The 23,803-nt window shown below is 50.8% G+C and carries 20 protein-coding genes; 11 read left to right on the top strand and 9 right to left on the bottom strand.

The window, feature by feature from the left end:
• Nucleotides 1-204: 204 nt before the first annotated feature.
• Nucleotides 205-1,002, top strand: a complete 798-nt coding sequence (locus QCB45_RS08555; protein ID WP_279420515.1) for a MotA/TolQ/ExbB proton channel family protein — start codon at nt 205-207, stop codon at nt 1,000-1,002.
• Nucleotides 1,002-1,769 (top strand): OmpA family protein, encoded by a 768-nt coding sequence (locus QCB45_RS08550; RefSeq protein WP_279420514.1) that lies wholly within the window; start codon nt 1,002-1,004, stop codon nt 1,767-1,769. Before QCB45_RS08555 ends, QCB45_RS08550 begins: the two co-directional genes overlap by 1 nt.
• 6 nt (nt 1,770-1,775) lie before the next feature.
• On the opposite strand, the gene sppA is transcribed toward QCB45_RS08550, so the two are convergent.
• From sppA to QCB45_RS08525, 5 genes are all read right to left on the bottom strand, one after another.
• A complete protein-coding gene (sppA, locus tag QCB45_RS08545) occupies nt 1,776-2,768 on the bottom strand; it encodes a signal peptide peptidase SppA (protein WP_279420513.1) in 993 nt (330 codons plus the stop codon).
• A gap of 102 nt (nt 2,769-2,870) precedes the next feature.
• Entirely contained in the window at nt 2,871-3,986 is a 1,116-nt protein-coding gene (locus tag QCB45_RS08540; RefSeq protein ID WP_279420512.1) for a TRAP transporter substrate-binding protein, read from the bottom strand.
• Nucleotides 3,987-4,143: 157 nt separating this feature from the next.
• Nucleotides 4,144-5,061, bottom strand: coding sequence for a J domain-containing protein (locus tag QCB45_RS08535; protein ID WP_279420511.1), 918 nt, complete (start codon nt 5,059-5,061; stop codon nt 4,144-4,146).
• Nucleotides 5,062-5,285: 224 nt separating this feature from the next.
• Entirely contained in the window at nt 5,286-7,478 is a 2,193-nt protein-coding gene (locus QCB45_RS08530; protein ID WP_279420510.1) for a TonB-dependent receptor, read from the bottom strand.
• Between the two features lie 89 nt (nt 7,479-7,567).
• A complete protein-coding gene (locus QCB45_RS08525) occupies nt 7,568-7,861 on the bottom strand; it encodes a hypothetical protein (RefSeq protein WP_279420509.1) in 294 nt (97 codons plus the stop codon).
• A 165-nt stretch (nt 7,862-8,026) separates the two neighbouring features.
• Here QCB45_RS08525 and pgm point away from each other — a divergent pair, with 165 nt between their 5' ends.
• Both pgm and QCB45_RS08515 read left to right on the top strand, forming a co-directional pair.
• Nucleotides 8,027-9,667, top strand: coding sequence for a phosphoglucomutase (alpha-D-glucose-1,6-bisphosphate-dependent) (pgm, locus tag QCB45_RS08520; protein WP_279420507.1), 1,641 nt, complete (start codon nt 8,027-8,029; stop codon nt 9,665-9,667).
• A gap of 5 nt (nt 9,668-9,672) precedes the next feature.
• Nucleotides 9,673-10,584 carry a patatin-like phospholipase family protein gene (locus tag QCB45_RS08515; RefSeq protein WP_279420506.1) on the top strand — a complete coding sequence of 304 codons (912 nt, stop codon included), beginning with the start codon at nt 9,673-9,675 and terminating at the stop codon, nt 10,582-10,584.
• A 106-nt stretch (nt 10,585-10,690) separates the two neighbouring features.
• Here QCB45_RS08515 and QCB45_RS08510 read toward each other — a convergent pair whose 3' ends face one another.
• A complete protein-coding gene (locus QCB45_RS08510; protein WP_279420505.1) occupies nt 10,691-11,974 on the bottom strand; it encodes a TlpA disulfide reductase family protein in 1,284 nt (427 codons plus the stop codon).
• Between the two features lie 152 nt (nt 11,975-12,126).
• Here QCB45_RS08510 and QCB45_RS08505 point away from each other — a divergent pair, with 152 nt between their 5' ends.
• Nucleotides 12,127-13,863 carry a lysophospholipid acyltransferase family protein gene (locus tag QCB45_RS08505; protein ID WP_279420504.1) on the top strand — a complete coding sequence of 579 codons (1,737 nt, stop codon included), beginning with the start codon at nt 12,127-12,129 and terminating at the stop codon, nt 13,861-13,863.
• 192 nt (nt 13,864-14,055) lie between these two features.
• On the top strand, nt 14,056-15,303 hold the full coding sequence (locus QCB45_RS08500; protein ID WP_279420503.1) for a diguanylate cyclase: 1,248 nt from the start codon (nt 14,056-14,058) through the stop codon (nt 15,301-15,303).
• A gap of 4 nt (nt 15,304-15,307) precedes the next feature.
• Here the strand turns inward: QCB45_RS08500 and fetB are convergent, their stop codons facing one another.
• From fetB to uvrD, 3 genes are read right to left on the bottom strand one after another with little or no spacing between them, the layout of a single operon-like run.
• A complete protein-coding gene (gene fetB / locus QCB45_RS08495; protein ID WP_279420502.1) occupies nt 15,308-16,102 on the bottom strand; it encodes an iron export ABC transporter permease subunit FetB in 795 nt (264 codons plus the stop codon).
• Nucleotides 16,099-16,710 (bottom strand): ATP-binding cassette domain-containing protein, encoded by a 612-nt coding sequence (locus QCB45_RS08490; RefSeq protein ID WP_279420501.1) that lies wholly within the window; start codon nt 16,708-16,710, stop codon nt 16,099-16,101. The genes fetB and QCB45_RS08490 overlap by 4 nt, the downstream gene beginning before the upstream one ends.
• 17 nt (nt 16,711-16,727) lie before the next feature.
• A complete protein-coding gene (gene uvrD, locus QCB45_RS08485; protein ID WP_279420500.1) occupies nt 16,728-18,974 on the bottom strand; it encodes a DNA helicase II in 2,247 nt (748 codons plus the stop codon).
• A 394-nt stretch (nt 18,975-19,368) separates the two neighbouring features.
• Between uvrD and trxA the strand changes: the two genes are divergently transcribed.
• From trxA to hemE, 5 genes are all read left to right on the top strand, one after another.
• Nucleotides 19,369-19,683 (top strand): thioredoxin TrxA, encoded by a 315-nt coding sequence (gene trxA / locus QCB45_RS08480; protein WP_279420499.1) that lies wholly within the window; start codon nt 19,369-19,371, stop codon nt 19,681-19,683.
• Nucleotides 19,684-19,811: 128 nt separating this feature from the next.
• A complete protein-coding gene (gene rho / locus QCB45_RS08475) occupies nt 19,812-21,068 on the top strand; it encodes a transcription termination factor Rho (RefSeq protein WP_279420497.1) in 1,257 nt (418 codons plus the stop codon).
• Nucleotides 21,069-21,239: 171 nt separating this feature from the next.
• Nucleotides 21,240-21,488 carry a type B 50S ribosomal protein L31 gene (locus QCB45_RS08470; RefSeq protein WP_028485686.1) on the top strand — a complete coding sequence of 83 codons (249 nt, stop codon included), beginning with the start codon at nt 21,240-21,242 and terminating at the stop codon, nt 21,486-21,488.
• A gap of 218 nt (nt 21,489-21,706) precedes the next feature.
• On the top strand, nt 21,707-22,519 hold the full coding sequence (locus QCB45_RS08465) for a thermonuclease family protein (protein WP_279420495.1): 813 nt from the start codon (nt 21,707-21,709) through the stop codon (nt 22,517-22,519).
• Between the two features lie 156 nt (nt 22,520-22,675).
• Nucleotides 22,676-23,740, top strand: coding sequence for a uroporphyrinogen decarboxylase (gene hemE, locus QCB45_RS08460; protein ID WP_279420494.1), 1,065 nt, complete (start codon nt 22,676-22,678; stop codon nt 23,738-23,740).
• The last annotated feature ends 63 nt before the right edge of the window (nt 23,741-23,803 follow it).

Here is a 23,803-nt window from a genome sequence, read left to right as displayed (position 1 = left end):
TCGCCGCTCCCATCATAAAAACTTTACCGGCAGCGATTTAAAATCTTATCGGTAAAGTTTTAATTCCCAGCGTCGTTACAGGTTATATTAAAACAACAAATATCCGGCATAGCTCTCACCGAATCACCCTAATGAAGCTTTCCGAACCATGTTGATTAACCATGACCGATACAACGATTCGTCGTGTAAACAGTAGGATGTAAAATGCGAATTTCTTTCTCTGCTTTAATGGGATTCTTTCTTGGCCTTGGGCTTTTCGCCCTGGCGGTCTACGTCAACACCGAAAACTATCTGATGTTCTTCAGCCTCTCCAGTTTGCTGATGGTCTTCGGCGGTACTTTGGCGGTGGCAATGATCTCATTTGAAGGACGTAACGTGTTGCTCGCTTTCCGGGAAATCCTGGCGACTTTAGCAAGCAACCGCGTCGACCCGAGAAAACTCTATGAGGATGTCGGCGTCCTGATCGACTGGGCACAAATCATCCGTCGCGAGAGTTTGCTGAAACTTGAAAACAGTGTCGAACTCTCGGCAGAAGAAGACAAGAACTTTCTCGGTCAGTCTTTTATCTACCTGCTTTCCGGTTACCGGGGCGAGAAACTGCGCATCCTTCTGCAAAACGTCCAACAGTCAATCTACGAACGTAAGATGGTACAGTCCAAAGTATTGATGACCATGGCTTCGGCCGCGCCGGCTTTCGGTATGATCGGAACCCTGGTCGGACTCGTCATCATGCTCAACAACATGAACGGCGATCCTTCCAAGATCGGAGCCGGATTGGCGGTGGCTTTGCTGACGACTCTTTACGGCGTATTGATGGCGCAACTGATTTTCAAACCGGCCGCACGTAAGGTCGAACACAAGCAGGAACTGGAAGCCTACCGTAACAAGGTTCTGACCGAAGGAGTGGTATTGCTGTCGGAAGGTGTTTCCCCATCGCACATCGAAGACGCCATGAACGCGTTTTTGGAACCGAACTACCAGTTCAACAGAGCGACTCGATAATGAGCGTACCGGAGAAAACCAAAAGCCCGCTCGATCCGCCAATACCATCGGTTGAAATGCAAGAACTGCTGATGCAGAAGCATCAGGCGGAAATCAAAGCGGGCAAGCAAAAGAGAAAACCGTCAGATGAGAACGACAGCGACTGGCTGATCACCTATGCGGATGCGGTGACCATCCTGTTGGCTTTCTTCGTTCTGATTTTTTCGGTCTCCGAGATCCGACAGTCCAAGTTTGAGGACCTGAACCAATCTTTAGGTCAGACGCTACTTAAGAAAGAGACGGTCAAGAACCCGCTTAAAGACCTGCAGAGCTCTCTTTCCGGCGTACTCAACGCCTACGATATCAGCCCGATCGATTCGATAACGGTCTCCGACAACACCCTGAAACTCGATCTACCCGGGGAGTTGCTGTTCGGTACCGGTTCGACTGACCTGAGCGAAACCTCCGCCGGCTTGTTGACCAATGTGGCTAAGAGAATAAAAGCGTTCCCGTTCAAAAACTACAGCATCGAAATCGAAGGGCATACCGACGACGTACCGATCAGCACCGAGCGTTTTCCGTCCAACTGGCAGCTCTCCTCGGGACGCGCAATCTCGGTTTTGCAGGTGTTCTTTGCTGCGGGTATCGACAAGAATCGTTTGAAAGCGATCGGTTACGCCGACACCCATCCAAAACGCCCAAACCGGGATCAATACGGCGAGCCGATTCCCGAAAATCAGGCTCAGAACCGCCGGGTTGAAATCGTCGTCTCCAAAATTCTGAATTAACACTTCCTAAGGAAGATAGAGGTAATACAACCCGGAACGCAAGTTCAACGCCCCTTCCAGAATCGGAACGTCTACAAGGCTCATCGACGCAGGCGGCGTTACGGAAGACATGTTCGGCGAATACACGGAAGCGTTCGGGTTCTTCTGGTAACGGTAGGTCACCACTTTGCACTTCTTCTCGCCCCCCAGTTCACAGGCGGCCTTGGTCGCCCCCGAAAGATACCCCAGAGAATCCACCAGGCCGACCTGTTTTGCGGCTTCACCGGTGTAAACTCGCGCGGTTTCAACTTCCTTCATCTTATCGTCGGACAATTTTCGGTTCTTTTTGACCACACCATAGAAACGTTGCGCCATCTCATCGACCAGATTCTGGAACAAAGCCTTATCGCGGTCATTCGCGGCACGGAACGGTGACCCCATATCCTTGCTCACGCCGGTTTTATACACATTAACACCCGCACCGATCTTCTCCATGGTGCCGGACAGGTCCGGCGTCATTGCAATCACCCCGACGGAACCTGTGACCGAGGTCGGATGCGCCTGAATATGGTCCGCAGCCATAGAGATGTAATACCCGCCGGATGCCGCGACATCCATCATCTGAACATAGAGTTTCTTGCCGGTTCTTTCTTTGAAAGCCAACAGTTCGTGATACAGAATATCGCTTGCGGTGACGCCACCGCCACGGGTGTTGAGTTTCAGCAGCACGGTTTTGATGTCATCGTCGTCCTCAGCTTTTTTAAGCTGCATCAGCACCGAATCCAAAAGGCTCGGTGCCTTGCCCAGCAAACCGGATTTAGGCTCGTCGCTGATATTGCCGTTGATCTCGATCAGCAACACCTTGGCCTGAGCACCGTCTGCCTCTTCCACCACCTGTTCCTTAAACGGTTTGTCATAGGAAGGCCCGAGTTTAATGGTGGCGCAACCGCTCAAACCGGCTACAGCCAAAACCAAACCCAACAGGCCTGTCCATTTCAGAAAAGACTTCATTCGCTGCATCGTCCGTCTCCTAACTATCCTACGTTTCCTATTCCACAAACAAAAAAGCACGGTCTTGGCCGTGCTTTTGATTTTGCTATCCGTTGAGCATCCGCTCGCCGCTTACAGGCTGCGCGCTCGGGTATAAGCGCCTTCCGAAGCGTCAGTCCATTTGACCACTTGGTCACGGAACGCTTTCTGAGATGCCCAGACGCGTTTCGACAGTTCGTCTTTCTGGGCTTCCTCTTCCACCACCTGTTCAGACAGCGACTTCAACTCTTTCAGAACTTCGTCAGGGAAGCTCTTCAACTGAACGCCGTGTTCGTTGACCAACGTCTGCAACGCCTGCTGGTTACGCGCGGTGTATTCCGACAGCATTTCCAAGTTGGCGACCTTCATGGCATTACGCACGATGCTTTGCAGATCGGCAGGCAGTTCGTTGAATGCCTTTTCGTTGATCATACATTCCATGGTCGTGCCCGGCTCATGCCAGCCCGGCGTATAGTAGAACTTGGCCACTTTGTAGAAACCGAACGCCAAGTCATTGTATGGACCGACCCACTCGGTCGCATCCAACGCACCGGACTGCATCGATGGGAACAACTCTCCACCAGGCAAAGTCACCGGTATGCCACCGGCACGCTTCAAAACTTCACCACCCAATCCAGGCATACGCATTTTCAAACCTTTCAGGTCTTCCAGGCTGTTGATCTCTTTGTTGAACCAACCGCCCATCTGCGTACCGGAGTTACCGGCCGGGTTCGGAATCAAACCGAACGGCTTATAAGCCTCTTCCCATAATTTCAAACCGCCGCCGTAGTAGAACCAGGCGTTCATCTCGTTAGCTGTCAGACCGAATGGAACCGAAGAGAAGAACGGCGCCGATGGAATCTTGCCTTTCCAGTAATAAGCTCCGGCATGCCCAAGCTGGGCGTTACCGCGGGAAACCGCATCGAAGACCTCAAACGCACTGACCATCTCGCCCGCACCGTACACCTTAACGTTGATGCGCCCACCGGACATCTCATTGATCAGTCTGGCGACGTTGTTGGCACCGGTTCCCAATCCCGGGAAGTTCTTAGGCCAAGTGGTGACCATTTTCCACTCATAGGTTTTCTGTGGTTCTGAGCTGACTGGCGCAGGGCTCTCGCTATCCTGTCCACAAGCACTTAAAGTGGTCGCCGCGGCCGCACCGGCTACCGCACCCAACAATTCTCTTCGCTTAAGGGTCTCTTTCATCGGATTCCTCGTTCACTTCCATTTTTAATTTTTATCAGGCCATTTTATGCAAAACCGTCTGCGCCGTGGAATTTTTTTGAATGCCTCGGTTTCCGGGCATAAAAAAACCCAGCCTTTCGACTGGGTCAAGCATTAATAACAGATTCACTAAATCGTTTTACAGATGCTCTCTCGGATTAAAAGGCATCTGTTCGGCCATCTGTTCGTACAGCGCTTTCTGCTCATCGGTCTCGGCAGGCGGCGTATGAATCTGTACGATTACATACTGGTTGCCCGGTTCGCGTCCCAAACCACGACCTTTGATGCGTAATTTGGTGCCCGACTGGGTACCCGGAGCAATCGCCATACTGATTTTGCCTTTGACGGTTGGAATCTCAACTTTGGATCCCAAGGCCGCTTCCCAAGGTGTGATCGGCAGGTCGACAAAAACGTCCTTGCCTTCAACGCGGAAACGCGAATCTTTCTGCAAATTGATCTCGATGATCACATCACCATTCGGCCCACCGTTAAAGCCGTTAAACCCTTTGCCTTTGACGCGGATCTTCTGGCCCTGAATCACACCGGCCGGAATGCGCACCTTCAATGGCTTGGTATCATAAGAGTGGCTCGCCGAGCGTGCATCACCGATCTGGACGTTGATGGTTTTCTCGACCCCTTCAATCGCCTCTTCCAACGACACCATAACGGCCACGTTCTGATCTTCACCCTTTTGCGGACGCGCCTGACGCTGACCACCGAAACCGCCGCCATGACCGCCGAATCCTTCAAATCCGCCGCCACCGCCGCCGCCAAACATGGAACCGAAAATGTCGGAAAAATCCGGTCCCTGACCGTCGAACCCGCCAAACCCGGAGGTATGACGCTGGCCATAATCCGAACCGAACTGGTCGTACATGGCGCGTTTTTCGGAATCGCTCAATGTTTCGTAAGCTTCGCTAATCTCTTTGAATTTGGCTTCATCGCCGGTCGGCTTATCAGGATGGTATTTCGCCGCCATTTTACGGTAGGCTTTCTTGATCTCAGCCTCGCTCGCATCGCGACTTACACCTAAAGTTCCATAATAATCTTTGCTCATGAACACCTTTCTCTTTAATTCGTTTAATGCCGGTTACTTAGGGACTTTGCTGAAAATTTTCAAGTCTCCCCCGGGCGTTTTGTGGCATTTTACTACACACCGGAGTGATACCAAGCCGAATCCTTCTTTTCGTAACCGAAAATGAAAAGGCTTCGAACCCGATAAACGAGTCCGAAGCCTTGATTAACTACCTGAACAGATCGATTTTAAAGTGAACAGGCCTGTTAGAAATTCAGGCGTGCGCTCAATTTAAAATTACGTCCTGTATTCAGGGTATAGCCTTTGTAGGTATTGAGGAAATCCACATAAGCGGTATCAAACAGATTCTCAACCGCTGCACCTAACTGTACAGTACGCTTGTCCAATTTAACGTCGGCGACATACCCCAGGTTCCAGACGGCATAAGCATCGGTCGAAGCGGTTCCGATCGGCAGATTGTCGAACTGCGAGAAAGGTTCATAGGTGCCCGCAGCGTTCTTGTCGGCCACCAACTTCACGCCAAGGCTCACGCGTTGATTCTTCCAAGCGCCTCGATCGGCCGGATGATAATGTCCGTTCAGAGCCAGGTTGTTAGCTGGAATCAACGGCAGTCCCTGATGGTTTTTAACATCTCGCCCTTCGATGATCTCCAACGCCACATCACCCGACCAACGCGCATTGAACTGCTGTGCGTAGCTGAATTCAAACCCGCGGATTTCGGCATCGGTCTGCTGTGACTGCATTTCGACAATCGCACCCGGCGCATCCGCATCCACACGCTCGCCTTCGTTTGGCGAACCTTCCGACGCTCGGTAGTAACCGGTATTGGCCAGATAGATATAGTTATTCACCCAATTCTGATAAACGGTGGCGGTCATCTGCGCCTTATCCGTCTGCCAACGCAGAGACAGGTCGGTGTTCAGAGAGGTCTCCGCGTCCAGATCCGGATTTCCTAGCTGGAACGCCTGTACTCCGCCGTGTTCGCCACCGGCATAAAGTTCGAAAATGCTCGGCGCACGGAAACCGCGGGCAACATTACCGGCAAGACTCCAGTTACCGTCCAGGCGGTAAGTCGCGCCCACCGATCCGGTGAAGACATCGAAATCGCGTTCATTATTGGTGGCATCGAACACGCCCATCTCATTATAGAAATGTTCGTTCTCGGCACTCAAAGGCGCCTTGACGCTATGAGTGTCGTAACGCGCACCGAACTGCACCAGCCACTTGTCGTAATCGGCTTCCTCGAACAGGTAGACCGCTCGCTTACTGACATCGGCCGATGGCGATAGGTGACCGGAACGCAATGTCTGTTGCTTCTCGGTCAGTTCCATACCAATTTCACCGTTGAAATCGCCAATAGCCGGATGCTCCAACGCCAATTTGACATCGTCACGATGCACTACTAAGTCCAGATAGTGCTCGGTACCCTTGTCTTCCGCCATGGTCTCAAACGGCAAATCGTGGGTCGCTTCACGCTGGTTGCGGGTGTGTGTCCAACTCGGTTTCAGAATCCAATCGTCGTTGAGGAAAAACTCCGCGCTCAACTGAGTCTCGTCATTCTGCAACTTCTGACCGGCCGCGACCGCTTCATAGGGCGAATCCTTGTCTTCGGCTTCAACACCAAGATAGTTCTGCTTGGAAATCCATTGAGTGTGACGCAACTCGACCTTACCCCAATCGTCCTGATAACCGAGGCCGATGTTCGCGGCACGGTTCTCGAAATTGGTGTTAGGCATTTCGCCGACAAACAAAGGTTTGTCGCTGACAGGACTGGATGGTGTCGCACCTTGTGAAGAGGACACATCCGGTACGCGGAAGTTATCGGCTTCGCGCACTGCAAATCCGGCGGTGACACCGAACTTCTCAGAACCCGCCCCCATCTTGGCGCCGACCATAGTTTCTCGGTTATTGCTGTTGTATTCACCCGCCAGCTGTCCCGAAATCGGTTCGTCATACGGTATTTCCGACTGCAGAACATTGACCACGCCGCCCATCGCTTCAGAACCGTAAAGCACACTTTGCGGGCCACGAATGACTTCGACACGCTCCGCAAGATAAGGTTCGACATTTGGATTGTGACGTGTTCCGTAAGCTTGATAGTCGGTGCTCTGACCGTTGGAAAGTACTTTGACCCGGTTACCCGTCATACCACGAATCACCGGCTTACCGGATTGCGCACCGGCGGACATATTGTTCACGCCCGGAACGCTTTCCAGCATCTCGCCAAGGGAACCGCTATCGCGAGCCATTTTCTCTTGTCCCGCCAAGCTATCCACCTGTGAAGGCACTTCAAACGACTCATGTTCGTGTATCGGAGAGGCGGAGACGGTCACCGGAGCCAGCAAAGTCTGGGAATCGGATTCTACTTGGGTTTCTGCCTGTGCTGCATGCACAGAAGTGGCCGCCCATAAGGCCACTAGGATTTTTTTCAATTTCATTTTGTTACCTGATTGTAATCAACGTATACAAGGACACGACCTCACCACGTGGGAAAGGTGCATCGAAAGTTAAGTAAAGTTGGAGTCAATCAGGCAGAAGGCGGGGCGCGTCCCCAGAAAGGCGGAACTTCGGCCAGAGAAATTTCGGCAAACGAAAATTCAGGCTGGCGACTACTTGTCCAGACGGTCGACACAACTGCAACGCTGTCGACGGTTTCATTAATCGGCTGGGCAAATTGGTCGTACAGGTCACACTCGGCGGTGTGCGTATGGAATGGATGAATTTCAGAGTGTAGCAACCCGACCGTCTGCGTGAACGCAAACAGGAGGATAAAACTCGCGATAAGGCGAATGGAATGGATTGCTTTTCTTGGATTCATCATTTTTGATTATAGGGAATCTTCTCTAAAAGGGTAGGCTTATAAAACGTTTTTTTCAACCGGCCTGTCGGGCCGTTTTTTCATATTTTTGTCTTTTTTCCCTGTTTTTACTGTATATAATCTTTTTAAAAGATGATTAAAACTACGAAGCAAAAAGCGAGTATTCCCATGGCCCTTTCCCCTTATGCCGGCAAAAAAGCCCCTTTTGAACTATTAGAGAACATCCCGTTACTGATGGCGGACTATTACAACCTGAAACCGGACGTCGACATCCCGGAACAGGCTGTCGGATTCGGAACCTCGGGGCACCGGGGCTGTTCAAGCAAGACTACGTTCAACGAGGATCACATCGCCGCCATCTGTCAGGCCATCGTCGAATACCGCCATCTTCAGAACACCATCGGGCCAATGTTCATCGGCATGGACACCCATGCTCTTTCGGAAGCGGCACACGCGACCGCCATCGAAGTCTTTGCCGCCAACAAGATCAACGTCATCATCCAGTCGAACGGCCGTTATACGCCGACTCCGGTCGTCTCCAACGCCATCCTGACCTACAACGAAGGTCGCCAGGGCGGCCTGGCAGACGGCGTTATCATCACACCGTCGCACAACCCGCCTCAGGACGGTGGTTTCAAATACAATCCACCGACTGGTGGACCGGCTGACACCGATGCGACCAAATGGATTCAAGAGCGTGCTAACCACATGATCCGCGATGGTATGAAAGAGGTAAAACGCATGCCTCTGAATGAGGCCATGGCATCGGAATACGTCAGCCCGACCGACCTGATCACACCTTATGTTGAAAACCTGGATAAGGTCATCAACATGAAAGCAATCAAAGACGCCGGCCTGAAACTGGCGATCGATCCAATGGGTGGTGCAGCCATCCACTACTGGAAGCCGATTGCCGACCACTACGGATTGGATCTGGAAATCGTCAATCCACAAGTGGATGCGACCTTCTCGTTCATGCACGTCGACAAGGACGGAAAAATCCGCATGGACTGCTCGTCGCCTTACGCCATGGCGGGCTTGATTGATTTAAAAGACAACTACGATCTTGCGTTCGGTAACGATCCAGATGTCGACCGTCACGGCATCGTCACCAAATCGGTTGGACTGATGAACCCGAACCACTATCTTGCAGTGGCGATTCAATATCTATTTACCCACCGTCCGGACTGGCCGGAAAATGCCGCCGTCGGTAAGACGCTGGTTTCCAGCTCCATGATTGACCGCGTGGCTGCGGCACTCAACCTCAACCTTAACGAAGTGCCTGTCGGCTTCAAATGGTTCGTGGACGGCCTGCAAGACGGCTCTTTCGGGTTCGGCGGCGAAGAGTCTGCCGGAGCTTCGTTCCTGCGTTTCGACGGCGGCCCATGGAGTACCGATAAGGACGGTATCATCCTTAACTTATTAGCCGCGGAAATCACGGCAGTGACCGGTAAAGACCCTGGAGAGCTGTACCTTGAACTGACCAAGGAGTTCGGCAACCCGATCTACAGCCGTATCGACGCCCCTGCCAACCGTGAAGAGAAAGCCATACTAAGCAACCTTTCTCCGGATATGGTCAAGGCCGATACGCTGGCGGGCGAAACCATCACCGCCAAACTGACCCATGCACCGGGCAACGGCGCGGCGATCGGCGGCCTGAAAATCACCACCGAAAACGGCTGGTTCGCAGCACGCCCTTCCGGTACCGAAGACATCTATAAGATCTATGCCGAAAGCTTCATCGGTCAGGCCCATCTGGATATGATTCTGGAAGAGGCCAAAGCCATTGTCGCCGAAGCATTGAAATAAATGTCATGACCAAAGCGCACGACAAACTCAAAAACAAGAAAAGCGTCTCCCTGATTTTGGGAAGCGGCGGTGCGCGTGGTCTGGCACATATCGGCATCATCCGATGGCTGGAAGAACAGGGATATGAAATCCGCTTCGTTTCCGGCAGCTCGATGGGTGCTTTGGTTGGGGGCGTCTATGCCGCCGGTAAACTGGACGAGTTCGTCGATTGGTTCAAGAAACTCACCAACACCGATATTCTCGCCTTAACCGATCTAGCGTGGGATCGAAGCGGCCTGATTAAAGGTGACAAGCTGTTCGAGACCTTCAAGGACTTGATCGGCGATCCGAACATTGAAGACCTGCCGATTCCGTTCACCGCCGTCGCGACCGACATCGAAAATGAGAAAGAAGTGTGGCTTCAGACCGGCTCGCTGTTGAAGGCGATTCGCGCCTCCATCTCACTGCCAATGATCTTCACCCCTTATCACCTGCACGGCATGACCCTGATCGACGGCGGTGTACTCAACCCGATGCCAATCGCGCCGACGTTCAGCCAGAACAATGATCTGAGCATTGCCGTCGATCTCGCAGGCACGCCGATTTTTGACAGTGCCAAGCCAATGGAGTCAGAAGAAGACATTGAAGAGGATTCCTGGCTGAACGACATCACAGGCCTGTTCGGTTCGCTTAAAGAGCGGTTTTTGTCCAAAGACAAAACGGATCTGGGCAGATCGTTCAATCTGGATGTTTATGAAGTCAGTAACATGGCGTTCGACAGTATGCAGAACACCATCGCCCGACAGAAACTGGCCGCCTATCCGCCGGACATCACCATCGAGATTCCGCGCAACGCCTGCGGCATGATGGAGTTCACCAAGGTCAACGAGATGATCGCTCTAGGCTATCGCATGGCTCAGGAAACGTTAGGGGAATAAACCACGGGCAAACGCTTTTAAATATCCTTGTTCGAAGGTTACCCAAAAGTTCACCGAGTTATCCACAGCTTATTCCTTTCGAGTTAACCCGTTGTTTTTACAAGACTTACTCCGCCAGCAACCCTTCAATCTTATCCAAGTGACTTTTCTGGTCCCACTCGGTACCCCCGAACAGGGCAAAACGTATCTTGCCCTGCTTATCAATCAGATAACTGCTTGGATAGGCGAACACCTGCCAGGTCTTAACCGCCGAACCGGACGGATCCTGCAAGACTGGGAAATTGACAGGGTGTTGCATCAGGAAAGCCTTGATCGCCCTTTGTTCCTCGGCCAGGTTCACCGCCAGGATTTCAAACGGCTGGTTTGCCAGCTTGTCTTTGAGACGAGCCATGGACGGCATCTCATGCACACAAGGCGGACACCAGCTTGCCCAAAAATTAAGCAACACTACCTTGCCTTTATAGTCTGTCAACGAAACCGAACGGGCACCCAAATCCTGCAGCTCCAAACCGCGATTCTGATCGCCACGATAGACTTGCAACTCGGTGGAGCGGGTCGCTTCGACCTTGTTTTCGACCTGTTTGGCAGGTTCACCACCGATTCTGGTTTCCGAAAGATAAGCCAGTTGCCATTGCATCAACCTGCGAAGGTCGTCTGCCAAGTGGGTGGCAATCTGCTTTTCGATCGGCAAGGCATCCGGACGGAAGTAATAACGGTCCCTGACCTTGTTCTGTAGTTTGACCAATACGTCACTGCCGCTGTTCGCCAATTTATCGGCCAGCTTCATGACCCGCCAGCGCCAAGGGGAAAGTTCGGCCTGCAAAATACTGATCGGCAAATTGACGCTGGTCACTTCCGCCCAATATTGTGCGTCCTGACCGGGCAACGGTGTATTCAGATAAAGGTTCGGGTTAATCAGGATCAACCCCAAACCGTTATGCTCCTCACGCTGAAACTTCGACAAGCCTCTGACCGCCAACTGCGCCGCCTTATTTGGCGCAACCACCCATAGCGGACGACCGTCCTGCTTGGCTTTGGCGATTAACTGTTCGATCCAGTCACTCTGCACCGCATCCACGGCGCTTGGTGTCGGCGGCAGAAACAAAGCCTCATAGACATCTACAAACCAGCTTTCAATGCCATATTTGGCGAGTTGCGCAGCGGCGCGTTTTTCCTGGGGAAGGATGCCGTATTCGGAAGGCAGCCACAACAGTCGTGCCTGTGTGGTTTTCTGGGCCTCGACAACGTGGATATTTAAGCTGGCATCGTCCAGTTCCAGAACGGAGTCAGCAGCGAACAATGGCGTGAATGACAGGCAGAGCCATAACGGCAATGCGACCAACCAGGATTTAAAGTTTGGATTACGCCACTTCTTATCGATACCGAACATTTTTCCGCCCATCACCGTTATTTGAATCTACGCAGATTATAAGGGCATTGAGCATCTGTCAAAAAAATATCATTGTGATGTCATCTTAACTTCAAAATCCGCTCGGATAATGCACAGTGAAGTAAACCAAACAAGAAGATGACTAAAACGCGATGCTTAACCTAGAAAAAGCCCTGACAGAAAAGTTCCCTGACCTACCGAACAAAAAGGGCGGAAAACTGATTATCAAGCTGATCAAAGCCCTGACCCACGAAGATGAAATCAACCAATTCATCCTGACCCACCAACACCTTCGCGGGTTTGCGTTTCTGGATCAGGTATTGAACCATTTCAATTTCAGTTACCGTGTCAGCTCGCGTTCACTGAACCGAATTCCGTCGGAAGGTCGTGCCATTCTGGTCGCCAATCACCCGATCGGTTCACTTGACGGACTGGCTCTGCTGAAAATGGTCCGTAGCGTCCGTTCGGATGTGCGCATCGTCGCCAGCGACCTGCTGAACCACATCGATCCATTGCAATCCCTCTTTCTCGGTGTTGACAACATCAGCGGCAAAGCCTCGCACAAAACCCAGTTCAAGGCGATTTTAAAAGCATTGGACAACGACGAGGCAGTCATCATCTTCCCGGCAGGCGAAGTCTCTCGCATTCGTCCTAATGGAGTCCGCGACGGCAAATGGAAAGCGGGCTTCCTCAAGCTGGCGGAGAAATCGAATTCGCCGATCGTTCCGATCTATGTCGACGCACGCAACTCCGCTTTGTTCTATAGCCTTTCAGCGCTGTACAAGCCACTGGGAACCTTGATGCTGGTGCAGGAAATGTTCAACAAAGATCATCAGGAAATCCAGTTCCACATCGGAAAAGCGATTCCATGGAAAGCGGTTGCCAAACTCGACATGCCAGCCAAGGCTCTGGCCAACCGTTTCCGCAAACATCTATACAAACTGGACAAAGAAGCCAAAGCCGCCAAAAAAGGCAAGAAACCGCTTTTTGAAACCGTTGAGACCATCGCCCATCCGGTCGATCCCAAAGCACTCAAAAAAACGCTCAAGAAAGCCCAGTTGCTTGGTCAGACCCAGGACGGCAAAAAAATCTACCTCTACGACTTCGAACCCGATTCTCCGGTGATGCACGAAATCGGCCGCCTGCGCGAACTGACTTTCCGCTCGGTTGAAGAAGGCACCGGCACGCCAATGGATCTTGACAAGTACGACAGCCAGTACCGACACCTGGTGCTATGGGACGAAGAAGAACTGGAGATCGTCGGCGCTTACCGTATCGGCGAATGCAAAAACCTGGTTGATAAATACGGTATCGAAGGTCTCTATACCAGCACCCTGTTCGACCTGAAACCGGAAATAGAAGACTACTTACCGAATGCCATTGAACTGGGACGCAGCTTCGTGCAGCCGCGCTACTGGGGAAAACGCAGCCTGGACTATCTTTGGTACGGAATCGGGGCTTACGTCGCCCAGCACCCTGAAATCAAATACCTGTTTGGCCCGGTCTCCTTGAGCGATGCCTACCCGCAAAACGCCCAAGAACTGATTATCGGTTTCTATCAACAGCAGCTTGGTTCCAACCAGGATCTGGCGGTTGCCAAACGTCCGATTAAACTGCGAAAGGAAAATCAGGAAATCGCCAAGACGGTCTTCAGCGAAGACTACAAAGACAGCTTCAAGAAACTGAACGCCCTGCTGGAACTGGAAGGCGTCAAAGTGCCAACTCTGTTCAAGCAGTATGCCGAAGTGGCTGACGATAAAGGCTGTCGTTTTATCGACTTCAGTATTGACCCGGATTTCAATGCCTGCATCGACGCCTTGATTCTGGTCGAACTCGACAAACTCAAACCCAAAAAACGGGAACGCTATCTGAATCCGATCGGAATTTAGTCCCTGCTTTGACCAAAAACCGTCTACAAACCCGACAGGCCTGTTCGATTTCAATTTGAACAGGCCTGTCGGGTTTTAATTATCAATGCCTGACCAAAAAATGTTGATAGCGAAACCAAGCCAAATCGCTTGACCGTAAAGCCATATCCACTATATTGATAAGGATTATTTCAAAGCATCCAACTGGCAACGATGGTCAAGTACTTCAGGTTTCGCTCAAATAACATCATTCTGGTCGCATTTCTGTTGACTCTGCTTCTGGTCAGCACCTTGGTCATCACCGCTCAACAAATCACCGCCACCACACTCAGTAGCGCGACTCAGGTCGTCGACAACCAATACCAAAAACAGCATAACCTGATGAATTTGCATATTGCCGGTCAGAAGCGCACGGTCGATATCCAACGGATTCTCCTTTCCGATGACCCTTTCGACAAAGATGCCGCTCTGATGGGCCTCTACGAAGATGGCATGCACTACACCCACTACCGCGACCAACTCGCAGCACTGGTGGAAAGTAACGAACATGAACTTGATTGGCTCAACCAGATCCGGGCGATGGGTAAAGAGACCGGGCCGTTACACAACCGCATTGCCGACCTGGCCATGGCCGGGCAAACGGAAGCCGCCAAACAACTGTTGACTGAAGAAGGTTTCGCCAAACTCGACCGTTTCAGTCACAAGGTCAACGAGTTCTCGCTAGACCAGGCCACCGAAATAAAAAAGTCGATCGGCCAAGCCAGACAACAGGTCGACCAGCTGATGCAATCGATCATTCTGCTGGCGACAACCCTGATCATCGTCAGCATGTTGTTCTCGGTTTTTCTTGGACGCCGATTCAATATCATCAATCACAAACTTCGCCAGACAAACGACAACCTCGAACAGGAAGTACAAGCCCGCACCCAAGAATTAACCGCCGCCCAGGATGAACTACTGCAACAGAACAAAATGCTGGAACGTTTATCCATCACCGATCCACTGACTCAGCTGTTCAACCGTCTCAAAATCGAACGCGTGCTTGAAAACTGCCATGCTGAATTCGAAAAAAGCGAAACCAATACCTGTGTGCTACTGGTTGATCTGGACAACTTCAAAGCCATCAACGACAATTTCGGGCACCAGGCCGGAGATCAGGTTCTGCAAGATTTCGCCAAATTGCTGCTACAGACTTTCAGAAATAACGCCTACATAGGACGCTGGGGGGGCGAGGAGTTCATTGTCGTGCTCGAACATTCCGACAAAGATTTCATGGTGCGTTTAGCGGAAGAACTTCGCGGCAAAGTGGAAAACCATCGCTTTCCGGAGGTTGAACAAGTGACCATAAGCGGCGGAATCGCCTGCATGCAAAAATCGGAAAGTATTTCTGAACTGCTCGACCGAGCAGATAGTGCACTCTACAGATCAAAAAACAAAGGCCGCAATCAAATCACTCTATAAAAATTTAGTGATTTTTATCCAACTGATCCAGAATCAGTCTCTGGCGCTGATCGAACAATTTCCGGCAGGCCAGATTGATGGCGATCAGTGTCCCCAGACCGGTCGAGGTTGCGATCAAAAACATCACCATGATCTGATACTTCACCGCTTCCGACGGGTCGGTTCCAGCCAGAATCTGACCGGTCATCATCCCCGGCAGGGAGATGATGCCCGCCGCCGCCAGCATATTGACCACCGGCATCATTGCGGTATGCAGACTCTGTTCTCGAACGAACTGCATGGCCTGTTTGGCGGTTTTACCCAACGCCAACTGCGCTTCAATCTGCGGCTTGAACTGCACGGCATTTCGCGTCAGGCTATCGACTCCCAAAGCAATTGCGGTCATGCTGTTACCCAACAGCATTCCCAATAAAGGAATCGCATACTGCGGCTGATACCAGGGTTGCGGCTCGATGACCAACGTCAACACCCCCACCAGCAGGATCAGCGACGTCATGGAAATCGAAAACAATCCGATCCACAGACTATACCCGCCCTTGAAGCTATAATGCTGACGCTTGGCAATTTCGTAGGCGGCGGCCAACAGCATCACCAGACCGACTAGAGCCACCCAAATCCAGTTATCCGCATAGAACACCCAACTCAGCCAAACGCCCATAAAGAGCAACTGGGCGACCATGCGCAGGTTGGCCCACCAAAATTGTTTGACGTGAGTAAAACCGTTCAACCAAAGAAGGCCGCCCAGCAGGATAATCAAAACAGAGAGGGTTGCCAGATCGACATAACTCAGGAAAATCATCGGCTCTCTCCCTTCAGTCCTTCGTACAATTCAAGGATGTTCCAGCGCTTGCCGTCCGATGCCAGACGTTTGCTCTGCAATTCGTCATGACTGACCCAAAGCACCGTCGCACGATGTTCGTTCACATATTCTTTAAGTAACTGCTCCACCTGAGCTGTACTCTCCGGATCGAGGTTCGCGGTAATTTCGTCCAATAGCAGGACTTTGGGCTGGTAGAGCAGTCCCCGCAATAACGCCAACCGCTGCTTTTCGCCACTGGACAGACTGTTGATGGTGCGCTTTAAATGTTCAGTTTTCAAGCCGACCGACTGCAACTGCTCGGCCGTTGGCTGAGTGTCAAAATGCTCTTCGACCGATTCCCGCCACCAGGCGGTTTCGGCCGGGAAATACATCACCTGCCGCCGCCATGTTTCCGGACACATGTCATCCTGCGCCTCCGTTTCCAGAAACACGTCTCCGCTGTGCGGAATCAGATCGGCCAAAGCCCGCAACAAAACCGATTTCCCGGTTCCGGACGGGCCAAACAGGATCACCCACTCTTCTGCGACCAATTCGAAGTCGACTTCGGCTTTCATACCGAATGCTTTGAGGCGATTCACTTTCAACATGGCATTCATCATCCCACTCAACACTTATCCAGCTTGGCGTAAGCCATGACCAACCATTTGGAGCCGACGTCATCGAAATGCACATTGACACTGGCGTGATCACCGCTGCCCTGAATCGTCAGCACAATCCCTTCACCGAACTTGGCATGACGGACACGGTCGCCGATCTGGTAACCGCTCTGGTTCTCCGCCGCCAAAGCCGCACTGATGTTGCTGTTCATGGCGGATTCGGTAGTCGGACGAACCGACCCGGACAGACGCACGAAATCGACGCATTCGGAAGGTATCTCCTTGATGAAACGCGACGGCGCCGGATAAAACTCCGAACCATGCAAACGGCGACGGTTGGCGAACGTGATAATCAGCTGCTGTTCGGCACGCGTCACCCCCACATACGCCAAGCGACGCTCCTCTTCCAGTCGGGACGGATCTTCCAAAGACTGCTGCGACGGGAATAAACCTTCTTCGACGCCAATCATGAACACCAATGGAAATTCCAAACCCTTGGCGGCATGCAGCGTCATCAACTGTACTGACGACTCCCAGGCATCCGCCTGCTGTTCGCCTGCTTCCAATGCTGCTTGAGCCAAAAATTCCGACAACGGATCAGCGTGCTCGGGTTGATCGCCAATGGTGACGCCGGCCGCCGCCTGATTCGCTTGCTCTTCGCTCTCTACACCCTCGACGCTTTCCTGCGGTTTGGAAGCCTTGAACTGGCTGACGGCGTTAATCAATTCGTCGATGTTCTCAAGGCGGCTCTGCCCTTGCTCGGAGGTATCCTTTTCAAAATGTGCCTGCAAACCGGAACGTGAAATGACCTGCATGACCTGATCCTGTAAATCCTGATCGGCTGTACTTTGCGCCAGATTTTCAATTAAATCCAGGAAGCCGTTGACCGATGTCTTGGCCCGAGCCGTCAATCCCTTCTCCGTCAACAGCTTGGCGGCTGCCCACATCGAAATCTGCTGGTCACGAGCCACATCACGGATGCCGTCTGCCGTCTTCTGGCCTATGCCACGTGGCGGGTGGTTGTATACGCGTTCGAAAGCCGCGTCGTCTTCACGGTTCAAAATCAAACGCAGATAACTTAATACGTCCTTAATCTCGGCACGGTCGTAGAAACGCAGGCCGCCGTAGACCCGGTAAGGGATCTGCGCATGCATCAATCCCTGTTCTATCACACGGGATTGAGCATTGGAGCGATACAGCACCGCCACGTCGCTTCGGGAGCCTCCCTGTTCGCACCAGGCCTGTATCTGGTTACAGATATAGTTGGCCTCGTCCATTTCGTTGAAAGCTTCGTAGATGCGTATCGGTGAGCCTTCTTCTCCCGCACTCCACAATTGTTTACCCATGCGGGTGGTGTTGTGGGAAATCAGGGCATTGGCGGCTTTAAGTATGGTGCCGGTGGAACGGTAGTTCTGCTCAAGACGAACGATCTTCACGTTGGCGAAGTCTTCGTCGAACTGGCGGATGTTCTCCACCTTGGCGCCACGCCAGCCGTAGATAGACTGGTCGTCGTCACCGACCACGAACAGTTTACCGGTTCCACCCGCCAGCACCCTTAGCCATGCATACTGCAAGGTATTGGTATCCTGAAACTCGTCCACCAGAATGTGTTTAAAACGTGCCTGATAATGCGCCAGCACCTCGGGGTTTTTCAACCACAGTTCATGAGCGCGTAGCAGCAATTCAGCAAAATCGACCAGACCCGAACGCTTGCACTGCTCTTCATAGGCGGCATAAATCTGGACCATTTTCGCCACAAACGGGTTGTGACCCGGATCAATATGTTGCGGGCGACGACCTTCCTCTTTTTCGCTGTTAATAAAAGACTGAACCTGGCGATGCGGCCATTGCGCCTCATCCAACTCCATGCTTTTTAGCAAGCGTTTGATGACTCTTTTCTGATCGTCAGAATCCAGAATCTGAAAATTCTGAGGCAGCCCTACTTCCTGATAATGCTGGCGTAACAGACGGTAGGCAATGCCGTGAAAGGTTCCCATCGTCAATCCCTGAGCCTGCTGCCCGATCAAGGCTTCGATACGGCCGCGCATCTCATTAGCCGCCTTATTAGTAAAGGTGACCGCCATGATGTTATAGGCCGACATGCCCATCACTTCAATCAGCCAGGCGATACGATGCACCAAAACCCGGGTCTTTCCGCTTCCCGCCCCGGCTAAAATAAGGGCGTGCCGATCATCGACGGTGACCGCTTCACGCTGTGCATCATTCAAATCATTTAATATATAGGAGATATCCATAAATCTTGCCATTCCAGGCCGTTAATAATGGCCCTTCTTATTCCTGTTCCAGTCAAAATTTTCGATTGTCCATATCGTACGCTAATTTAAAGTCGTTTTGGTAAGCAAAGCCCTCTTTACAAAAAAGAGGACCTAAAAAATATTAATATTTACTTAAATAAGCCCTTGCAATTCAAATTCTATTAATGTAATAATTAGTCAATCTAAAAATTCAAAAAACATATATGGGTGCCTCATTCCTCTTTTTTAAAGCTCGAATTTAAAAAATGGACATCCATCATCGATTCAGATAATTTCCATACGAATCCAATTTGACCTCTCCATGACTGCCGAGGGCAGCACGGCATGAGTCAGCCTACTCGTATAGAATAGAAAATAATTAGGAGTTTAAAACATGATTTCAACCAGCGATGCGAATTTTGAAGCTGAAGTATTACAATCTGACATTCCAGTTCTAGTAGATTTCTGGGCTGAGTGGTGCGGACCTTGTAAGATGATCGCCCCGATCCTTGACGAGATTTCAGGCGAATATGACGGTAAAGTCAAAGTTGCAAAATTAAACATCGATGAAAACCCAGCAACACCTCCTAAATATGGTGTACGTGGTATCCCGACTCTAATGTTATTCAAAAATGGTGAAGTTGATGCGACTCAAGTAGGCGCTCTATCAAAATCTCAACTTTGCGCTTTCCTAGACGGAAACCTATAAGATTGACGGCATCCTGACAAACCTCGGGATGCCGGATTTTCCAAATTCACATTCCTTCCCATTTTTACCTTCTTTCTTTAACCCCTTTGAATAATCCTTATTCACAATAAAGACCCAGATTTAACAATATGAATTTAACTGATTTAAAACAACAATCCGTCTCTTCCTTAATTGAACTTTCCGCCAGCATGGGCCTAGATAACCTGGCTCGTTTGCGCAAACAAGACATCATTTTCGCAATCCTAAAAGCACACGCGAAAAAGGGCGAAGACATTTACGGTCAGGGGGTTCTTGAAATCCTACCTGACGGTTTCGGTTTCCTGAGAACGGCAGACGGCTCTTATCTAGCCGGACCGGACGACCTTTATGTTTCTCCAAGCCAGATTCGACGTTTCGGACTGCGCAAAGGGGATACCATCCAAGGTAAGATTCGTCCGCCGAAAGAAGGTGAACGCTATTTCGCACTGTTAAAAGTCGAGAAGATCAACTTCGAAGAACCGGAAGTCGCACGTAAGAAGATCGCCTTCGAAAACTTGACGCCGCTTCATGCTCAAGAGCGTTTGAAGATGGAGATCGGTAACGGCAGTACGGAAGACATCACGCCGCGAATCATCGATATCGCTGCGCCGTTCGGTAAAGGTCAGCGTGGTCTGATCGTTGCACCGCCTAAGTCTGGTAAGACTGTCATCCTGCAGCAAATGGCGCAGTCGATTGCCGAAAACTATCCGGATGCTTACTTGATCGTTCTTCTGATCGACGAACGTCCGGAAGAGGTAACCGAAATGCAGCGTACGGTACGCGGCGAAGTAATCTCTTCTACGTTCGACGAACCGGCAACCCGTCACGTACAGGTAGCGGAAATGGTTATCGAAAAAGCCAAGCGACTGGTCGAACACAAAACCGACGTCATCATCCTATTGGATTCCATCACGCGTCTGGCTCGCGCCTACAACACCGTGACTCCGGCATCCGGAAAAATCCTTTCCGGTGGTGTGGACGCCAACGCCCTGCACCGTCCGAAACGTTTCTTCGGTGCGGCACGTAACATCGAAGAAGGCGGATCATTGACCATCATCGCTACGGCGTTGGTCGATACCGGTTCCAAGATGGACGAGGTTATCTTCGAGGAATTCAAGGGAACCGGTAACATGGAACTTCACTTGTCCCGTAACATCGCCGAGAAGCGCGTCTTCCCTGCAATCAACCTGGAGAAATCCGGTACCCGTAAGGAAGAGTTACTTACAACTCAGGACGAACTACAGAACATTTGGATTCTTCGTCGTTTCCTACAGTCCATGAACGAAGTCGAGGCGATCGAGACTCTGATCGACCAGATGAAGGTGACTAAAACCAACGACGACCTGTTCAGCGCAATGAAACGCTAAACAAACCGGCGGACGAAGAGGTTCCAAAAAACCTCTTCCCACCGGATTAACGACTGATTTTTGCAATAAATTCAAACAGAAACTTAAAATAATTCTGAAAAGAAATTTGCAATTTCAATTTTTATCACTATAATTCATTTTTTTTGAAAAACTAATTAATGGACCGTCATCATGCAAGCAGACATTCATCCAGAATACAACGAAGTCGTTTTCCAGGACATCTCTACTGGCGAAACTTTTTTGACTCGTTCTACCATTGAAAAAACTTCTGGCGATACAATTACTTTAGACGGTAAAGAATATCCGCTAGTTCGTGTAGAAGTTTCTAGCGCTTCTCACCCTTTCTACACAGGTAAGCAAACACTTGTTGATACTGAAGGGCGTGTTGAGAAGTTCAAACAAAAGTACGCACGTCGATAAGCAAAACTTTTTTAAAGTTTGCTTTTCAGCTAAAGCGCTGTCATCCAGTCTTTCGAGATTTGGATACAGCGCTTTTTTTATGCCCGAACTTTGCCCTCCAAGCATAAAAACCCATTTCCGCCGACTCTGGCCTTGTAATTGCTACTCAAATTCATACTCTTGAAACCGGTCCTACGGGCTTTTGTATTTAACCCAAAATAACCATACAATTACTCGATATGAAAACGAAACTATTCATCGTCCTAAATTTACTCGTCGGTTTGATCGGCGCTTCCAACGCCAGTCTGGCGGACGACTGTGCACCTGAATCAAAGCTGACTTGGGTCAAAGCAACCTATGCGGAAAGCGGCGACATGGTCATCATCCAAGGCGAACGTTTCCGATTGATTGGCGTCCAAGCACCGCAAATTCAACAAAAACAGAAGTTCAATACACCCGGCCAGCCACTGGCAAAAGAATCCCAACTGTTTCTTAACAAGCTACTCGCCAACAACGACATGGAAGTCGGCGTCGAATACGACACCACCAAAGTAGACCCCTTCAACCATCAACTCGCGCACCTTTTCCTTAGAGACGGTACTAACGTCCAGGAAAAAATACTGGAAAACGGTTATGTTCTGGCTCTCACCAGCCACCAAAACACCCGCCACGCACGCTGCTATTTCGAAGCCGAACAAAGAGCACGCAGCAAGGGCTACGGACTCTGGGATGTTGCCGAAAAACACCCTGAATTCCATTTTCCGATTGTCAAAAGCTCAGAACTCCGCAAGCAGGACGACGGCTTTCGAATCATTAGCGGCGTAGTCGACAAGGTGGAAAAATCCAGCACCAACTACATCGTTAATCTTGATACCACCGGCATACGGGTTCCCAAAGATTACTGGAACAGGTTCGACTTCAGTGCCCTGCAAGCCTTGCAAGGCAAGAGAATAGAAGTACGCGGGCAATCCTTTTTCTACAAAGGCGCCATGTACGTTGTGATCGATAATCCCAACGCAATCAACTTGCTTAATCCATTGAACCGTAAATAAGCCACCTTCGGCTAAATACCTCTGCTCGGCGTTTTTTAGTTTCGAAGGGCGCCCATTTCCGTTAAAATAGTGCGATTAACTTATTCGCATTAAACCTGAACATCCTAATAATTATCATAGGTTTAATCGCACTCTAAAGGAACAAAGGAATTTTCAATGGCAGATCTTCAAAACGACCGTTTTTTACGTGCACTTCTTAAAGAACCCGTTGACCGCACCCCTGTATGGATGATGCGTCAAGCCGGTCGATATCTGCCAGAATACCGCGCAACCCGTAAACAGGCAGGATCTTTCATGGATCTTTGTCGTAACAAGGAGTTGGCCTGCGAAGTGACCCTGCAACCTTTGGAACGTTTCCCGTTGGATGCGGCGATTCTTTTCTCTGACATCCTGACTATTCCGGATGCGATGGGACTTGGTCTGCGTTTTGAAACCGGTGAAGGACCAGTCTTTGATAAACCGGTCCGTACCATGGCTGACGCCAAAAAACTGTTCGTTCCGGATATGGGATCAGACCTGGGCTACGTCATGGATGCGGTCAGCACCATCCGTAAGAACCTAAACGGCCGCGTGCCTTTGATCGGTTTCTCAGGCAGCCCTTGGACCCTGGCGACCTATATGGTTGAAGGCGGTTCCAGCAAGACCTATTCGAAAATCAAAGCGATGATGTACGATGAACCGGCCACCCTGCACCACATCCTGGATGTACTGGCGGACTCGGTCATCGCTTATCTGAATGCCCAGATCGAATCGGGTGCGCAAGCGGTTCAGGTATTCGACACTTGGGGTGGCGTCTTGACTCCTAGAGACTATCAGGAATTCTCATTGCGCTACATGCATAAGATCGTCGACGGTTTGAAGCGTGAAAACGAAGGCCGCAAGGTACCGGTCATCCTGTTTACCAAAGGTGGCGGACAATGGCTTGAGAAAATGGCTGCGACCGGTGCGGATGCTTTAGGACTGGACTGGACAACCGACATCGACGAAGCTCGTGCTCGTGTCGGTGACAAAGTTGCATTGCAAGGAAACATGGATCCGAGCATCCTATACGCCAAGCCGGAACGCATCCGTGAGGAAGTGGCAACCATCTTGGAAAAATACGGTAAAGGTTCCGGACACGTCTTCAACTTGGGTCACGGTATCCACCCGGAAGTTAATCCGGAACATGCTGGCGCCTTTATCAACGCCGTTGTGGAGCTGAGCCCTCAGTATCACAAATAAGACGTTAAGACCTATACAAAAAAGCCCGTAAATACGGGCTTTTTTATTATTAGGACATACCGC

Source organism: Thiomicrorhabdus sp. ZW0627, from assembly GCF_029767005.1.
GTDB lineage: Bacteria > Pseudomonadota > Gammaproteobacteria > Thiomicrospirales > Thiomicrospiraceae > Thiomicrorhabdus.
Note: the sequence above shows the minus strand (reverse complement) of the source record. Positions and strands in the feature narration are given on the sequence as shown.

Coding starts and splice junctions, on each gene's coding strand:
- QCB45_RS08555 (WP_279420515.1), top strand. CDS start 205: ATGCGAATTTCTTTCTCTGCTTTAATGGGATTCTTTCTTGGCCTTGGG.
- QCB45_RS08550 (WP_279420514.1), top strand. CDS start 1,002: ATGAGCGTACCGGAGAAAACCAAAAGCCCGCTCGATCCGCCAATACCA.
- sppA (WP_279420513.1), bottom strand. CDS start 2,768: ATGCAGCGAATGAAGTCTTTTCTGAAATGGACAGGCCTGTTGGGTTTG.
- QCB45_RS08540 (WP_279420512.1), bottom strand. CDS start 3,986: ATGAAAGAGACCCTTAAGCGAAGAGAATTGTTGGGTGCGGTAGCCGGT.
- QCB45_RS08535 (WP_279420511.1), bottom strand. CDS start 5,061: ATGAGCAAAGATTATTATGGAACTTTAGGTGTAAGTCGCGATGCGAGC.
- QCB45_RS08530 (WP_279420510.1), bottom strand. CDS start 7,478: ATGAAATTGAAAAAAATCCTAGTGGCCTTATGGGCGGCCACTTCTGTG.
- QCB45_RS08525 (WP_279420509.1), bottom strand. CDS start 7,861: ATGATGAATCCAAGAAAAGCAATCCATTCCATTCGCCTTATCGCGAGT.
- pgm (WP_279420507.1), top strand. CDS start 8,027: ATGGCCCTTTCCCCTTATGCCGGCAAAAAAGCCCCTTTTGAACTATTA.
- QCB45_RS08515 (WP_279420506.1), top strand. CDS start 9,673: ATGACCAAAGCGCACGACAAACTCAAAAACAAGAAAAGCGTCTCCCTG.
- QCB45_RS08510 (WP_279420505.1), bottom strand. CDS start 11,974: ATGTTCGGTATCGATAAGAAGTGGCGTAATCCAAACTTTAAATCCTGG.
- QCB45_RS08505 (WP_279420504.1), top strand. CDS start 12,127: ATGCTTAACCTAGAAAAAGCCCTGACAGAAAAGTTCCCTGACCTACCG.
- QCB45_RS08500 (WP_279420503.1), top strand. CDS start 14,056: ATGGTCAAGTACTTCAGGTTTCGCTCAAATAACATCATTCTGGTCGCA.
- fetB (WP_279420502.1), bottom strand. CDS start 16,102: ATGATTTTCCTGAGTTATGTCGATCTGGCAACCCTCTCTGTTTTGATT.
- QCB45_RS08490 (WP_279420501.1), bottom strand. CDS start 16,710: ATGTTGAAAGTGAATCGCCTCAAAGCATTCGGTATGAAAGCCGAAGTC.
- uvrD (WP_279420500.1), bottom strand. CDS start 18,974: ATGGATATCTCCTATATATTAAATGATTTGAATGATGCACAGCGTGAA.
- trxA (WP_279420499.1), top strand. CDS start 19,369: ATGATTTCAACCAGCGATGCGAATTTTGAAGCTGAAGTATTACAATCT.
- rho (WP_279420497.1), top strand. CDS start 19,812: ATGAATTTAACTGATTTAAAACAACAATCCGTCTCTTCCTTAATTGAA.
- QCB45_RS08470 (WP_028485686.1), top strand. CDS start 21,240: ATGCAAGCAGACATTCATCCAGAATACAACGAAGTCGTTTTCCAGGAC.
- QCB45_RS08465 (WP_279420495.1), top strand. CDS start 21,707: ATGAAAACGAAACTATTCATCGTCCTAAATTTACTCGTCGGTTTGATC.
- hemE (WP_279420494.1), top strand. CDS start 22,676: ATGGCAGATCTTCAAAACGACCGTTTTTTACGTGCACTTCTTAAAGAA.